16 protein-coding genes are annotated in these 16,462 nt (G+C 36.7%); 2 read left to right on the top strand and 14 right to left on the bottom strand.

The genetic code is table 11. The features are described 5' to 3' along the window. The first annotated feature begins 42 nt into the window (after positions 1-42). On the top strand, positions 43-1,344 hold the full coding sequence (gene rimO, locus V7D82_RS07405) for a 30S ribosomal protein S12 methylthiotransferase RimO (protein WP_333600345.1): 1,302 nt from the start codon (positions 43-45) through the stop codon (positions 1,342-1,344). Between the two features lie 38 nt (positions 1,345-1,382). Here the strand turns inward: rimO and V7D82_RS07400 are convergent, their stop codons facing one another. Continuing rightward, complete coding sequence (locus tag V7D82_RS07400; protein WP_333600344.1) at positions 1,383-2,255, bottom strand: hypothetical protein; 873 nt, start codon at positions 2,253-2,255, stop codon at positions 1,383-1,385. Then, the gene (locus tag V7D82_RS07395; RefSeq protein WP_333600343.1) at positions 2,245-4,353 is read right to left on the bottom strand and encodes an ATP-binding protein; all 2,109 of its coding nucleotides are present in this window, start codon (positions 4,351-4,353) and stop codon (positions 2,245-2,247) included. Before V7D82_RS07395 ends, V7D82_RS07400 begins: the two co-directional genes overlap by 11 nt. Before the next feature lie 221 nt (positions 4,354-4,574). On the opposite strand from V7D82_RS07395, the gene V7D82_RS07390 reads away from it, so the two are divergent. After that, positions 4,575-5,570, top strand: a complete 996-nt coding sequence (locus V7D82_RS07390; RefSeq protein WP_333600342.1) for an FAD:protein FMN transferase — start codon at positions 4,575-4,577, stop codon at positions 5,568-5,570. Positions 5,571-5,623: 53 nt separating this feature from the next. On the opposite strand, the gene V7D82_RS07385 is transcribed toward V7D82_RS07390, so the two are convergent. The 12 genes from V7D82_RS07385 to aqpZ all read right to left on the bottom strand — a co-directional run. Then, positions 5,624-6,484 (bottom strand): T9SS type A sorting domain-containing protein, encoded by an 861-nt coding sequence (locus V7D82_RS07385; RefSeq protein ID WP_333600341.1) that lies wholly within the window; start codon positions 6,482-6,484, stop codon positions 5,624-5,626. A 41-nt stretch (positions 6,485-6,525) separates the two neighbouring features. Then, a complete protein-coding gene (locus V7D82_RS07380) occupies positions 6,526-7,059 on the bottom strand; it encodes a YceI family protein (RefSeq protein ID WP_333600340.1) in 534 nt (177 codons plus the stop codon). An 11-nt stretch (positions 7,060-7,070) separates the two neighbouring features. Continuing rightward, a complete protein-coding gene (locus V7D82_RS07375) occupies positions 7,071-7,412 on the bottom strand; it encodes a hypothetical protein (protein ID WP_333600339.1) in 342 nt (113 codons plus the stop codon). 4 nt (positions 7,413-7,416) lie between these two features. Then, entirely contained in the window at positions 7,417-8,283 is an 867-nt protein-coding gene (locus V7D82_RS07370) for a DUF5777 family beta-barrel protein (protein ID WP_333600338.1), read from the bottom strand. A gap of 7 nt (positions 8,284-8,290) precedes the next feature. Next, a complete protein-coding gene (locus V7D82_RS07365; RefSeq protein WP_333600337.1) occupies positions 8,291-8,701 on the bottom strand; it encodes an OB-fold protein in 411 nt (136 codons plus the stop codon). A gap of 155 nt (positions 8,702-8,856) precedes the next feature. Then, positions 8,857-11,037: a B12-binding domain-containing radical SAM protein gene (locus tag V7D82_RS07360; RefSeq protein WP_333600336.1), complete on the bottom strand. Its 2,181-nt coding sequence runs from the start codon at positions 11,035-11,037 to the stop codon at positions 8,857-8,859. A 28-nt stretch (positions 11,038-11,065) separates the two neighbouring features. Next, positions 11,066-11,779: a DUF4369 domain-containing protein gene (locus V7D82_RS07355; RefSeq protein ID WP_333600335.1), complete on the bottom strand. Its 714-nt coding sequence runs from the start codon at positions 11,777-11,779 to the stop codon at positions 11,066-11,068. 82 nt (positions 11,780-11,861) lie between these two features. Beyond that, positions 11,862-13,721, bottom strand: coding sequence for a M61 family metallopeptidase (locus V7D82_RS07350; RefSeq protein WP_333600334.1), 1,860 nt, complete (start codon positions 13,719-13,721; stop codon positions 11,862-11,864). Between the two features lie 152 nt (positions 13,722-13,873). Continuing rightward, a complete protein-coding gene (locus tag V7D82_RS07345) occupies positions 13,874-14,149 on the bottom strand; it encodes a TIGR03643 family protein (RefSeq protein ID WP_333600333.1) in 276 nt (91 codons plus the stop codon). Positions 14,150-14,253: 104 nt separating this feature from the next. Then, positions 14,254-15,078 (bottom strand): sterol desaturase family protein, encoded by an 825-nt coding sequence (locus V7D82_RS07340; protein ID WP_333600332.1) that lies wholly within the window; start codon positions 15,076-15,078, stop codon positions 14,254-14,256. A 34-nt stretch (positions 15,079-15,112) separates the two neighbouring features. Then, positions 15,113-15,715, bottom strand: a complete 603-nt coding sequence (locus tag V7D82_RS07335) for an alpha-ketoglutarate-dependent dioxygenase AlkB family protein (protein WP_333600331.1) — start codon at positions 15,713-15,715, stop codon at positions 15,113-15,115. 72 nt (positions 15,716-15,787) lie between these two features. After that, on the bottom strand, positions 15,788-16,462 hold a 675-nt coding region (aqpZ, locus tag V7D82_RS07330; RefSeq protein ID WP_333600330.1), incomplete at its 5' end, for an aquaporin Z.

Genomic DNA, 16,462 nt, shown 5'->3' with positions numbered 1-16,462 from the left:
ATTTGAAATAAAAGCGTAGTTTTGCACTCCAATTTTAAATCTATGAGAACTAAGTCTTTAAAGAAAAACAGAATCAACGTCATCACCCTGGGCTGCTCCAAAAACACTTACGACAGTGAAGTGTTGATGGGCCAATTGAAAGCCAGTGGCAAGGATGTGGTACATGAACAGGAAGGCAATATTGTTGTGATTAACACTTGTGGTTTTATTGATAATGCCAAAGCAGAATCAGTAAATACCATTTTAGAATATGCCGATAAAAAAGAGAAAGGTTTAGTAGACAAAGTATTCGTAACCGGATGTTTATCCGAAAGATACCGTCCTGATTTGGAAAAAGAAATTCCGAATGTGGATCAATATTTTGGAACTACCGAATTGCCATTATTGCTAAAAGCATTGGGCGCCGATTACAAACACGAATTGCTTGGCGAACGTTTAACTACAACGCCAAAAAACTACGCTTATCTAAAAATCGCCGAAGGATGTGACCGTCCGTGCAGTTTTTGCGCTATTCCGATTATGCGTGGCAAACACGTTTCCCAATCGATTGAAAAATTGGTAAAAGAAGCGGAAGGATTAGCCAAAAACGGTGTAAAAGAATTGATTCTTATCGCACAGGATTTAACATACTACGGTTTAGATTTATACAAAAAAAGAAACCTGGCCGAGTTGCTGGAAAACTTAGTAAAAGTAGAAGGCATTGAATGGATTCGTTTGCATTACGCTTTCCCTACCGGTTTTCCGATGGACGTGTTGGAACTGATGAAACGCGAACCTAAGATTTGCAATTACATCGATATTCCGTTGCAGCATATTTCAGACAATATTCTAAAATCCATGCGAAGAGGAACTACTAAAGCCAAAACCACAAAACTATTGCAGGATTTCCGTGCTGCCGTTCCGGGCATGACTATCAGGACTACTCTGATTGTTGGGTATCCGGGCGAAACTCAGGAAGATTTTGAAACCATGAGAGACTGGGTTCAGGAAATGAAATTTGAGCGATTAGGCTGTTTTACCTACTCTCACGAAGAAAACACTCATGCTTATTTATTGGAAGACGATGTTCCGGAAGAAGTAAAACAAGCGCGTGCTGCCGAAATCATGGACTTGCAATCGCAGATTTCCTGGGATTTGAATCAGGAGAAAATCGGGCAGACATTCAAGTGTATTATTGACAGAAAAGAAGGCCAACATTTCATTGGTAGAACCGAATTTGACAGCCCTGATGTAGACAATGAAGTGCTGATAGATGCTTCCAAATTCTATGTGAAAACCGGCGATTTTGTCAATGTGAAAATTATAGATGCCACCGAATTTGACCTTTATGGCGAACCGGTTTAAAATAAAAAAGCTCCAAACTAAAATTTGGAGCTTTTTTATTAATAGCAAAAACTGATTCCGGCTACGAGGAAATTTTTCCCGAAAGTTTCTGTATTGTGCTTGGCGCCATTATGGATATAATTCAACGAAATCGGCATTGTAATTCCTTTCCCTAAATCAATTTCTTTTGTTGCTTTGATTCCCATATTGACAAACGAAGCTTCATCATAATCGGCATACGAATAGTATTGGGCTTTGTTGTTTAAAACAGCCCCAAGAACGGGCGAAAGTTCCATGCCCTGAATGGCTTTATGCGAAGATTTTTCAAATAAGGTAAAAGTGTAACCAAGCTCCAAATAAGTGGTGAAATTCTGTTTCGGATTTTCGCCATCACTATTGTAACGGTAATCATTTCCGGCAACCAAAGTACTTATTGTGGCGTTAAAAGGGTACTTATATCCTTCCGAAAAATCAAAATACAACATAGCGTCTACCGTTTTCACGCCGTCTTTTCCGTAATTAAAAAAGCCATTATCAACGCCTTCCACTTTACTTACGGACGGCCAATAATAATCCCAAAGCTGTACCTGCAAAAAATCATTTACCTGATAGGTCGCATAAAAGTCAATTTCCTGATAGCCTTTATAAGCCGTTTCTCCATCCGGGTAAAAATAATCTCCTTTGAAATTGGTAGTGGCCCAGAAACCTAAGGAAATTTTAGGCGTAACTGCATATTCAATGGTAGGCTGAACTGCTACATAATCGCCTCCCCAGCATTGGCCACGCCAAAGATAACGACTGACAATATCTACAGTCAACTCTAGTTTTTTTTCTTTAGATACCGTATCCGTTTTTATCTCATTTTCTTGTGAAAACACGGAAACCGAAATAAGCAATAGAATTACAATAAATACATTCCCGTTACACTTCATCGTTATTTTCTTTATTCAAATATTTATCAATCAATTCAAACAAGCGCTCTCTATTCAATGGTTTTGTGATGTAATCCGTAAAGCCGGCTTCTTCAATTTTAATCTTATCATCCGAGGAAGAATAAGCAGTTTGGGCAATGATTGGCAAATTAGGACGAACCGGTCTTATCTGTTCCAAAGCTTCGAAACCATTCATTAGCGGCATTTTGATATCCATTAACACCAAATCAATATTAGGATTATTGAGGCAGATATCCACAGCTTCCTGACCATTAATGGCTCTTATAATGTGGAAGTTTTTCTTTTGCATCATTTTTTGGAACAGCAGGAAATTAATATTGTCATCTTCCGCAATAAGAATAGCGACTTCGCCGGATTTTGTAATTTCGACATCATTGATTGGCCTTACTACGATGTGCTCCACTTTGGCATATTTCAATGGAATAGAAAAGTAAAAAGTTGACCCTTGTCCCACTTTAGACTCTAATGTGATGCTACCACCCAGTAATTCCACATAGGCTTTTGAAATGGCTAAGCCCAAACCTAAACCACCAACTTTAATAGAAATATCACTATCGACACGCTTAAAACGGTCAAAAATGTTTTTATGATTGTCTTCGTCTATGCCTAAACCGGTATCTCTGACAGTAAAGTGTATTAATTCATTGGCCTCATCAATTTCATAGCCGAAAGTCACAAAACCTTCATCAGTAAATTTGATTGCATTGGTCAATAAATTAATAATGACCTGCTTTAATTTAATGTCATCCGTTATAATATTGAACTCAACCGGCACAGAACTTTTCACCAAACTGAAATCGATTGCTTTGTTTTTGATGGTGATTTTTACGGTTTCATAAAGTTCATTCACGCAGGATTCTAAATTGACCACTGTGAAATTAGGTGTAATTTGATTGGAATCAATTTTTGACATTTCAATTAAATCGTCTATAATGGAAACCAAATTTTTACCACTTTTTTCAATGACATTCAGGTATTCCAGCTTTTCGGTCTCATTGATATCGGTGTTGATAATCAAATCGGTAAAACCGTTAATGGCATTCATCGGAGTCCTTATTTCGTGTGACAAATTAGCCAAAAAGGAAGATTTTAATCGATCACTTTCTTCTGCTTTGATTTTGGCCTTGATTAGCTCAATCTTTTGATTGCTGTTTTCTTCGAATAAATTTCCGATATAACTGAACTCACCGGTTGTTTTCTTTAGTTCTCTGATGGCTTTTTTATTACCGGTTTCCAGCACTCTCCGAATCAAATCCAGTGGATAGTAAACCAATTTTCTGGTATAGATTAAATTCACCAACAGATTCACAAAAAAGGCCACGATGATGACATACAACAGGTTGGTTGTATTCTCAAAATACACATCAAAATTTCTTTTGAACAACAGTTCACCAATCAGTTGACTATTGGAATCTTTCAAAGCATATTTTGAGCTGATTTTGTATTTCTCGGTAACCAAAGGCATATCGGCATCAATAAATTCGATATCGGCATCTGTCAGTTTCTCCAGGTTTTTAATGAATTTTCCATCCATTAATCGAACCACAAAGAAAAAACCGGAAGTAGCAGTTTTATTCTTTAAAGGATCATTTGAAGGATGGATGGCTGCCCCGGTAACCTCAATGATTCCCTCGGGGATTTTCATGTAGAATTTGTTGATTCCAACTTTTTTCAGCAAGTCCATTTCCGGTTTCGGAATAAAATCTATTGACTTTATTTTTGGTGTTGGTGTATGGACAACAAAATTTTCATTGGCATCATAAACGCCTAAGTAATCTGCCTCGTAAATGTTTAACTCGTTGCCAATAGATTCGTCATACCATTTTTTGTTTCTTTCTTTGATAAAATTTACAAATTCATCCCAATTGGTATCATTGTTTATCGCCACTAAAATAGGTTTTGAATTAACTTCAAGTAGTTTCTTAACCTCGTTATCAAATTGCTCAATAGAGTTGTTATATACTGATTTCTCTGCTTTTTTAGTATAATAAAACAAAGCAAAGTAGAGGATGATAAAGAATATACTCGAGGAAATTATTAACCAAAGTATTTTGGGAAATGTCTTTTTTAGCTTCATTCAATCAATATTCTAATTTTAATTATAATTCTCTAAAAATAATCTAAATAAACACTTTTTCCCCATCATTAAACAAAAGAAATCAACAAGTTATCAAGGTATATCGGTAGTTATTTTCATTCATTTATAAGCCCACAACAGAGTGCTTTTAATCGTTTCTTAAGGGCATTTTGAAAATAAAAAAGGTAAATTTGTTACTCATCATTTTTCACAAAGTATCCATGAAAAAAACACTCCTTTTCAGCTTTCTTTTATTTTCTGTTTTTAGCCATTCGCAAGAGCCTGTCAAAATAGAAGGAAATGCACAAGGCACAACCTATCACATCACTTATTTTGATCCAAAAAACAGGAATTTACAACCTGAGATTGATACTTTGCTTCGACAATTTGATTTATCCGTTTCTACTTATATTCCCAATTCTATTATTTCAAAAATCAATTCCAATCAAAAAAATGTAACCGTTGACAAATACTTTATTGCCTGTTTTAAAAAAGCCAAAGAAGTCTGGAAAAATACGAATGGTGCTTTTGACCCGACAGTTTATCCTTTAGTCAATGCCTGGGGGTTCGGACCCGGAAAAAAACAAAAAATAGAACAAGCAAAAATCGACAGTATACTGCAATTTGTAGGCTTTGATTTAATTGAACTCAAAGGAAATAAAATCCTTAAAAAAGACCCTCGGGTTGCGCTGGATTTTAATGCTTTTGCACAAGGCTATTCGGTTGATGTTGTGGCTGAGTTTTTAAATTCAAAAAAAATTCACAATTATATCGTTGAAATTGGCGGCGAAGTTTATGCTCATGGCAAAAAACCAAATGGAGAACACTGGAAAGTGGGCATTGAACAACCGTATGACAATAAGGAAACGGAAAACCCATATAACGTGATTGCAAATCTTGAAAATTTAGCGATTGCTACTTCTGGCAATTACCGCCGGTTTTTTGTTGAAAACGGAGTCAAATACGCCCATCATATCGATCCGAAAACGGGCTATCCAACTAAGAACAATTTACTTAGCGCTTCTATTTTTTCCAAACAATGCATCGCTTCAGACGCCAATGCTACCGGAGTTTTGGTCATGGGGCTTGAAAAAGCCAAACAATTTTTGAAATTACACTCCGAACTTCAAGCTTACTTGATTTACTCTGATGAAAATGGTAATTTCCAGATATACACCACCGAGGGTTTGAATGCTATTCTGGAAAAAACGAAATAAAAAAAAGCACCTACCATTTGAATGTAGGTGCTCGATAATATAGCTCGTTTGGATTATTTATTAACGATGACTTCGTAGTTTGAAACACCATTATCGTTTTGCAAACTAATAATATAATTACCATCGCTTACTTCAGACAGATTTATGCTGACAGTTGTGTTTGCTACAGCTTGTTTAATATCTTGACTGTAAACCGTTTTACCTGACAAATCGTAAACTTTTATACTCTTGACATCATTTTTCAAGTCTAAATTAAAAACCCCCGTTGAAGGAACCGGATAAATGACCACTACCGGATTTTGAGTTAAATTTTGATTTACCGATAAAGCATCCGGCAACCAGTGCAAGGTAACAGTGTTAATATAGGTGTCACCGGTTGGAGTAAGTGTTTGTTCATTTGGGCCTTTGGTAAAAGTAAAACCAATTAATTCATTATGGATATTATTGGCACCATCATTCCAGGAACTTTCCACCCATATTTTATAGGTTCCGTCAACTACCGTGGTTCCATTTGTGGTTCCTACAACATTTTTTCCGTCCCAAGTAACTGATTTTGTTCCGAAAGCTGTAGGGCTAGTAGAGGTTGTTCTGGTAGCGCCGGTAGAAGCATCTGTTGTATTACAAGCAGTTCCTGTTGCTATAGTTGTATTGGTACATCCCGATTTACTGGCCCAAGTTGGCAAATGATCATCTGTTGAAGTAGACGTGTACCTGCATTTCGTTTTTATAAAAGTTCCCGTTCCGTTTTCAATCCAAACAGCATAGACATTTTTAACACCTTGATTCAAGGAGGGACTTGTTGGTTGCGGCTGATTATAGGTAAATGTTAGCGTGCCGGGAGTTTGAGCATTGATAAGTGCAGACATAAAAAGAGCTACAAACAAACCTATCAAGCTTTGTGTGGTATTTTTCATTGTGATAAGTAATTATTTTGTTTAGGTATTAATGCGGAAGATTATTTGGTTTCCAATGGTAATTTTAGAGTGATTTTGGCCGTTTCTGACAACGTTTTTTTAGCTAAAGCCGGGACTTCTAATTTGTAGTCTGCTAACTTTACATTGAAAGCTCCTGAAATTATCAATTTACCACCATCATTAGCAATGGTCACTCTGGTTTTCACTTTGTTAGTCACGCCGTGAATGGTTAAATCGCCTTCCACATCATAGCTTCCTGTTTTTGAATCGTAATTAACTACTTTCCCTTTGAAACTGGCTTTTGGAAGTTTATCGCTTTCCATATAATTCTCATTGAAATGCTCTTCCATCAAAGGAGTTTTGAATTTGAATGATTTAACCATGGCTTGTACAACCAATTCTCCGGTTGTTTTATCAAAAATGCTGGATACCGTTTTATTGGTTCCAATGACCTCATCCGTAGCACCCGGAATAGTAGCGTCAAATTTTATTTCGCCCGAACGGGTAATCATTTTTTGTGAGAAAGCAAAACTTCCAATAAGTAGTGCTATAATTAAAATGGTTATCTTTTTCATAATTATTCTTTTTATTGTTGAACTAATCCTTGGGCTACCCAGGCATTAAACATATCTATTTGTACTTGAGGCAATTTGCCGGTTTGAGGCATCACGCCACAAGAAACACCATCCAATCGACAGGATATAGATTCCGCATAATCTACCACTTCCTGATAGGTTTCAAGCGGAGATCCAGATTCGGTACCATTAGTGCTATGGCATGAAACACATTGTGCATTCATTAATGGTTTTATATTTGCTTCATAGGTAGGGTTTTCAACATACCCGAATATATCAGCATAAGTATTAGATTCACACGAAGCAAAAAGTGAACCAATGGCGATTAACAAACTAAATTTTATTGTTCTCATAGTATTAAAAAACTCTATATAAATTAAATCCAAAATAAATACTTCCACCGTTCCATTTGCCTGTAGCATTGGTAAAATACGCTATATCATTCATCGGTTGTGCACTCGAGAAAACCAACTGAAATACGTGGCCTCCGGTGTCAATATCAAAACCGGCAGTTAAAGGATTGTGGTAATAATCGTGCTCGGCCGGATTTAAGCGGGCTGCATATTCCAGATTAAAACTGATGCGTTTAGACACTTTACATCTTCCGCCCATCCCTAATACAAATTGGTCTTTTTTATCAGTACCCGGTTGCAGGTCATACAAATTTTTATGAATGTAAACCGGTGTCAATTCAAATGAAATGGCATCTGAAAATTTTCTTGAGATAAGCAATTGAGTAGAATAAGCCAATCGATTGGTTTGTTTAAATTCCGGGTACAAATCTTTGTCAAATTTTGAACCATTTACATCCATCGTATTGTAGCCAACGATAGTAAACGGAAAACCTGCTTCTTTTTGACTAATCAATCGGTATTTAATGGCAGCTTCAAAAGTTTTATTATAGGTATGACGTGATAAGCTGATATTGAACCAATCGGTTACGCCGTATATTCCGCCTATTTTGGTCAAGGCATTATCAAACCCAAAGAAATTATTAATTCCTTCTTTCAAATCGCCAAAACGGTGGGATACTAAAAAATACCATTCGTTTTTAGCGGCCATTTTGGTGGATTGCATGTTACAAACTTGTAATCCTTTAAAAGCTGCTGAAACCGCTTGTTTTTCTTTTGGCACTGAATCGAGCTCGCTCATTAAATCCTGAGCACTTGCGATATGAAATGCAAAAAGCAACAGAACAGAAGAGATAATTTTGATGAATTTCATTTTGACTTTATTTATTGGTTGATAGGTTACATTGATCCAGCTTTACTTCTCCTAAAAGATCATCATAGCCCACTACTCGGCCTTTAATGGTTACTTTTTGGCCATTTTTGAGAGTAGCATCGGCTACCAGGAAATTACAGTTTACGGTATTGTCCAGAATGACTTCTTTATCCTTTACCGAAGTTACTGTTCCGGAAACGGCTACCGGTTTTTCTAAATATTTTTTATTGGAAGCTTCTGTATTCGAAGTGAATTCGGCAACAATATCAGTTGAAGTTAAAGTAAAAGCTGTGGTTTCCGATTTTATATCTCTTTTCCCAATATTGTTAACCATATAATTTTTAATAGCCGGAAAAGCAACAATACCTATAACAACTATACTAATCAGGGCTAAAAAAATCTTACTTCGTGTTTTCATCTTTATTTTTTTCTATTGGTTACTAGCTCATCTGAAACAAACCAATGCGATTTCGAATTATATATTGGCTAAACAAATAACGTTAAAAAAACCCTACTAATATCCTATTAAGATTTTCTTAAGCAAATACTAAATCTAAAAATACAATTGTGAATTTACAAAACCAAGAGTCCGAAAGTCCTCAAAGTCATCATTGATTTAGAAAACCAAAACAACTCAAAATCATCAAATTGCATTTCAAAGTCGGTTTTGAGTTGGGCAAAAGTGATTGTTTTTTCATTTTGAACCGTTACCAAATCCAATATTTTTAATAACCATTCGCCTTTTTCTTTTTCAAGGGAAATTTCTAAACTTTCTTTTTTATCGTGAAAAAGCAATTGCATCATTTCCCATGAATTGCCTTTCTTGTATTTACTAAATATATCGGTTTTTGGTTTTCCGCCAAGCCAAATAATTTTAGACGAAGGCTTTGCCACTAATAAATCTTCTTTTTCTAAAGAAGTTACAATAAAGTCTGAATGAATAGTGGTTTTCGGAATTTTGAAGTCAAACCATTCCTGCAAATCATACTCAAAACAGATGCCGTGCATATAATTGAACAGGGATTTCTTTAATCCAAAACTGAACTTATCATGGTTAATGCCGGTTTTGTCTTTGAATTGAATATCATTATTAGCAAAAGAAATGTCATTCTTCTCCGGAATCACACCAAATTCTTCGGGAAACATCCCAACAGGACTGTGAGCCGTCATCGCAAATTGATGCCAAAACCCCGACTGAATTATACCCAGTTCAAACAATTGCCTAACCATTTCCAGACTATCCACCGTTTCCTGGATGGTTTGCGTAGGATAACCATACATTAAATAGGCATGCACCATGATACCACTTTCGGTAAAATTGCGGGTGACTTGTGCTACTTGCTCCACGGTAACTCCTTTTTTAATCAATTCCAATAAGCGGTCAGAAGCCACCTCCAATCCTCCGGAAACAGCGATACAGCCTGATTCTTTTAACAAAACACACAAATCAGCTGTAAAACTTTTTTCAAAACGAATGTTAGTCCACCAGGTAACCGTCAATTTTCGGCGAAGAATTTCCAATGCCAACTCACGCATCAAAGCCGGTGGCGCCGCTTCATCAACAAAATGAAAACCGTTTTCTCCGGTTTGTGCTATCAGCTCTTCCATCCTATCGACTAACAATTTGGCCGCTATAGGTTCGTATAATTTGATATAATCCAAAGAAATGTCACAGAAAGTACACTTGCCCCAATAGCAACCATGCGCCATGGTAAGCTTGTTCCAACGTCCATCACTCCACAAGCTGTGCATTGGATTGGCTATTTCAATTACTGAAATGTATTTATCTAAAAACAAATCTGAGTAATCAGGAGTGCCCACTTGGGTTTGTTTATAATCAGATAGAATCGTGTTGTTTTTATAAACAACTTTGCCATTCTCCAGTAAGAACGTGCGTTTAAATTCGTTGGAATTCGGATTTTGAACCTTAGTATTTAAAAGTTCTACCGGCAGTTCGCCGTCATCAAGCGTTATGAAATCAAAGAATTCGAAGACTCTTTTATCTTTTAAATCGCGGAGTTCTGTGTTGGGGAAACCGCCACCCATGGAGACTTTACAATTCGGAAAGTGGTTTTTTACAAACTGGGCACAGCGAAAAGCACTGTATAAATTCCCGGGAAACGGCACCGAAATACAAACCAATTTAGGTTCAACTTCTTTGATTCTTTTCTCTAAAATCTGCAGCGTGATGTTATCAATATAAGTCGTTTTGTTTTGCAGGCAATCATACATTTCATCAAACGAATTAGCACTTCTTCCCAAGCGCTCTGCATACCGACTGAATCCAAAATTCTCATCCACCCCTTGCACAATGAAATCGGATAAATCCTCTAGGTATAAAGTCGCCAAATGTTTGGCTTTGTCCTGCATTCCCATCGAGCCAAAGGCCCATTCCATATCGTCTAATTGTTCAAAACGAGCCGCTTCCGGCAGGAAGTTACCGGAACAAATTTGACGGGCCAGTGTTTGATTTTTGCCTTGTAAAAATTCTACAACAGCGTCAATGGTTTTGATGTAGTCTTTCTGTAACGAATAAATGCGTTGTAAATTGTCAGTGGCAAGCGGTAAGTTTTGCGAGGAAAATATTGTCTGGAGTCCTTGCTTTGAAAACAGTTCCAGAATCACTTCTATACCCAAATCCATTTGAAAAGCGGAAATGTTTTTGGTATTCAGAAAACCCTTCAGATAAGCCGTTGCCGGATACGGTGTATTGAGTTGAGTGAACGGTGGAGTTATGAGAAGAATGTCTTTCATTTGTTTCAGATAACAGACAAAAGTAGTTCTATTTCTCTACCTTTTTTCTGGCGGCAATAAAATCATTTAGTTTTTTTCCATACAAAGACTTGGCAACTCTTGGTGTCATCCGTTTTTGAATAGTGTCTAAATATTTCATATTAATATCTGAAATCTCAGCTAAAGCTACATAAGGAGCCACTTCATAATCTCCGTGATTAACTGCAAAATTGGTCGTGTAAAGGTATTTTCTTTTTAAGATGTTGTTTTGTTGCTCTTGAATTTTAGCCATCTCAGCTGCTTTTTTGTCTTTATAGGCTTTGAATTTTTTCTCCACTAAATCTAAATCCTGATCCACATATCTCGAGACAACTTTTCGATATTCATCATACAACTCTTGGTTTTTAGAACCCGTGATAGTCGCATCAGCCGTGAAAAAATCTAATGATGTTTCTATATTCATTTTCCCTTTTTCGGCAAAAAACGAAATGTTATTATCTACCGAATTGGTAACACCCCGATCTAAAAACAAGTATAACATCTCTGGGGATTTTAAATCAAATTCACTAGTAAAATGCGAATCCCCGTTAATTTTTATAGTATCAATGGCCACTAATGTGGTGTCTTTTATTCTTTGAATGTATAAGGTTCCGTTTTTTAATCCTTTGATGTTGCCGGTTAAGACAAAGTTTTTAGTTGATTTTTTTTCGGAACAAGAAGCTAAAAAGAGTATTGAAACTAAAGCAATAAGTGATTTGCGCATGATTATAAATTTTGGCAATAATACTAAAAAAAACCTCAATCTGATGCCCAAATTGAGGTTTTAAAATTGATTTTTTAGCAGCTTATCCTTTTAACCAGGCAGCGTTTAATTTCTCTTTTGAAGGATCTATTACTTTATAGCCTTCTTCTTCTGTATAGGATAATTTTACTTTTCCATTGATGGTTTGCTCTTGCCCGTCTCTTTTGATTTTAACGCTAATAGCATCATCTTGCTTCCATTCCTGGCTTCCCATGATTAAGTCGTAAATATTATCCAGATTATAATCTTTATCATTAATTGCCAAAATAATATCGCCGCCTTTCAAACCTAACGTTTTCATAAAATCATTCAAATCAGTACTCGGAATAACAACAATTTCTTTTGTTTTTGGGTTTACGGTTATAAACGGTGTGGATTCGTCTTTCAGGAAAGGATTAAGCGGTACTTGAATTTTTCCTTTGCCAACACCCATCTTAGCAAAATAAACATCATAAGGAATCGGAGTTTTTCCGGCTACATAGGTATTTAAGAACTCGCCCACCTCAGGATACGTTAAGGCTGTTATTTTGGCAAAAAGCTCATCGTCATTAAAAGGTTTGCTAGGGCCATATTCTTTGGATAATTTTTTCATTAAATCCAAAATACCTCTTTGACCATTACTCTTTTCACGAATGATAATATCAACACACATTCCGATTAGCGCTCCTTTTTCATACACATTTAAGTATTGATCTTTATAAGGCGGTACCAAAACATTAGCACTCATTTCGGTAAACGGCATAGTGTCGTTCATCGTAGATGCATTTTTGATTTTGCCCACCATTCTCAAATAAAATTCATCCGCATCAATTAGTCCTTGGTTGACTTGGAATAAATTAGCGAAATACTCTGTCACTCCTTCATACATCCATAAATGCTTTGACATTTTCGGATTGTTATAATCAAAATACTGGATCTCTTTAGAATGAATGCTCAATGGCGTTACCGTGTGGAAAAACTCGTGGGAAACCACATCTTTTATTTGTTCTCCAAGGGCATCAGCCTGCATGACATCCGGGAAAACCACTGTAGTAGAAGTATGGTGTTCCAAAGCGCCAAATCCTTTAGCATCCTTTTTCTTCACATCGGTAAGATAAAGCAATACCGTATATCGTTTATTGGTATTGATAGCACCCAAAAAAGCTTTTTGAGCCCGCATGGTTTTTTCCAAATAAGGCAATAACTCTTTGGCGGAATGGTTGCCGCTTGGCGAATATACACTGAATAGAATTTCCATACCATCAACAGAAAATTTCTCGAAATCGGGCTTGGAATACATGATTGGATTATCGCCTAAATCAAAATAACGTGAAGTAACAAAATTGTCCACCGTGTCACTTTTATCAAGATCTACCATAGAAGTAGCCCCTAAAAGTGATGCCGGGTGCTGAATGGTAACACTGTACTTAATCTCTTTTTTATTGTCGAAATAACCAATAAAACAATGGGTATTTAAAACAAAGTTTTTGCCTTCTAAAATATTACTCCCAGCCGGCGAAAAGATTTCTTTGCCATACCCACCGTTACTTTCAACATCAAAAGTATCATTAACCCAATAGGTAACTTTGGCCAATGTTTTAGCGTTACTTATTTTCCAGGAATTATCATCTGTTTTTGAAGCAGCTAATTCTTTTCCGCTTTTGTCAAATGCCTTAAAATCATCAACAAGTTTTCCGTAATTGTCCGCCGAATAAGTTCCTGGAACTGTTTTGGGAATATGAAAAACAATGTCATTCGAAGTAAAGGCTGGCGGCGTTATGGTAACCATCACTTTATCATCTTTCACCTGATTTAAATCAATGGCGACTTTCACTTCTTCCTTTACCGCAGGTTTTTTTTGTGCTGTTGCATTAAAATTGAAAAGAGCTATCGCGAACAGGGCACTTAAAATTAATTTTTTCATTGCTAAAATTTATCTTTTAAATAAGTCAGCAAAAGTAACCATTAGTTACAACCGTGATTATAATTTTAGATTTGATTAACTAAAATAGTGTCAATAAAAAGAGGTCTGGTGATATAAAATAAAAAAACTCTTGCTGAACAAGAGTTAAAGTTTTAGTCAAATTTATTTTTGATGTAGTATTTGCTGTCTAAATCATCGTCAAAATCATCAACCATAGGTTTTGGCTTTGGTTTACTGCCGGCTGCTTTCTTTTTCCAAAGTTCAAAATTTGGTTTCGATAATCGTTTGCGCATTAGTTCGGTTACTTCATTTTCCGTAAGTCCAAATTCTTCTTTAATTACTTCAAAAGGTTTTCTTTCCTCTTGCGCCATGCTGACAACTCTTTCAATTTGCTCGTTGTCAAGCTCTGCTAGTTTACTTTTTTTCATTTCTGTAAAAGCATTTTTTTTTAGATTCTAACTGATTAATTCGTATTTCAATATTAATAAAAAAAATAATTAGTTTGCAAACATCACGCTATTTTTTTCAAATCTTAAGAATTTGGAGAACGATACTTTTGAAAAGGAATAGACAACAAATTCCACAATTTATTATTCTCTTCGGGTTTCATGTGGGTGTCAACGCCATATACTAATTTATCTCTGTCCAACGTTTTAAAGGTACCGAACAAGCGGTCCCAAACCGAAAAAATATTCCCATAATTACTATCCGTATAAGGCAAAACATAGTGATGGTGCACTTTGTGCATATCCGGAGAAACGATAAAATAACTCAAAAGAGTATCCAGTTTTTTGGGCAAAACGATGTTCGCATGATTGAATTGGGTGGCTACAACGGATAAGGTTTGGTATAAAAAAACCATCCACATTGGACTTCCTACCATCAAAACGCCGAGTGTTGTAAAAATAAACCGCAACACACTTTCTCCCGGATGATGCCGGTTGGCAGAAGTCGTATCAATATAAGTATCGGTGTGATGAATCAAATGAAAGCGCCACAAGAATCTGACTTTATGCTCCACAACATGAACGGTGTAAGCGCCGATTAAATCCAAAAGCAGTAATCCAACAATAGCATACAACCATGGATTAAAATCGGGCAGCCAGTTCAAAATACCAAAATGATGTTCGGTACTCCAATTAGCCGTTTTTAACAAAATCAGAGCCAAACAAAAGTTGACTATCATCGTTGTCACGGTAAAAAAGATATTGAGGCCGGCATGTTGCCATTTGTTATAGCCGAATTTAAAGAAAGGAACGGCGGTTTCAATCAACCAAAAAAAGGCAATGCCTCCCGCTAAAATTAAGGCTCTATGCGAAGAAGGAATGGATGAAAAATAGTGGATTATCTCATTCATAAATTAGTTTTTCTTTCAAATATAAGAAAACTAACTATTTGATAATTCGGAAAGTGAGATTTATTCGGGAGCCGATTATTTTGGCTGTTTTCGGAATTTGATGTTTCCAAAAATGTTGTGTGCTGCCTTTCATAATGAGCAGGCTTCCGTGTTCTAAAGTTATTTTTAACTTATGTTCTTTGATCGTATTGTGTTGCAAATGAAAAGAGCGCTCGGCACCAAAACTGACCGAAGCAATAACAGGATTTCGTCCGAGTTCTTTTTCATTATCGGCATGCCAACCATTGCTGTCTTTGCCATCCCGATAATAATTGAGCAAAACGGTCGTGAAGTTTTCCTGGCAAACCTCTTCAATTTCATTCTTAATATACATCAGTAACGGATTCCAAGCATTGGGTCGCATCACGATATTGGAATATCCGTATGGTTTGCCTTCGTTACCAAAAAGCGCCGTCAATCGCGGTTGGGGATGGGTTTTGCCAAAAACCGTTATGGAATCCTGCTGCCACGGAATTTCATTCTTCAACTTATCAAATAATTCAGCCGCTCGAATACTATCGAAGAAATTGGGATAATACTCCATCTCAGCGTCGGGCAGCGAAAAGACAATTTTTTCTTTTGGGAAAAGCGAATTCATTCCACAAAAATAAAGAGAAAAAAGCGAATGGTTTCACTCTTTCCTCTTTACTAAAATAAGTTTGTTATTTGACTACAAAGTATCTTTTTTGTCCAATAGCAATTTATAAATAAAACCTCCCACCAGAGCTCCGGCAATAGGTGCTACCCAGAACAACCACAATTGTGATAACGGTTCGCCTTGTGTAAACAAAGCCTGTGAAGTGGAACGCGCCGGATTGACAGAAGTATTCGTTATTGGAATACTAACCAAGTGAATCAACGTTAATCCCAAACCAATGGCCACGCCGGCAAATTTTCCGTTTGCTAATTTATCGGTAGCGCCGAGAATAATAAGTAAGAAGAACATCGTCAATACAAACTCAGCCGCAAAAGCTGCTTGCATAGAATATCCATCCGGGGAAAAGGCTCCATAGCCATTAGTAGCAAAAGCCCCTGCTTTGGTATTATCAATAGCAAAACCTTCTTTTCCGGAAAGAATAAACAGTAACGTTCCGGCAGCAGCTATTCCACCCAAACATTGCGCAATGATATAAGGCACTAAATCTTTTGCCGAAAATCTTCCGCTGGCCCAAAGCCCAAAAGAAACGGCCGGATTAAAATGTCCACCCGATATATGTCCCACAGCATACGCCATAGTTAAAACCGTTAAACCAAAAGCTAAAGCCACACCGGCAAATCCGATTCCCAAGTAAGGAATTCCTGCGGCAAATAAGGCGCTACCACAACCGCCGAAGACCAGCCAGTA

It is taken from the genome of Flavobacterium sp. (assembly GCF_036741995.1).
GTDB lineage: Bacteria > Bacteroidota > Bacteroidia > Flavobacteriales > Flavobacteriaceae > Flavobacterium.
Note: the sequence above shows the minus strand (reverse complement) of the source record. Positions and strands in the feature narration are given on the sequence as shown.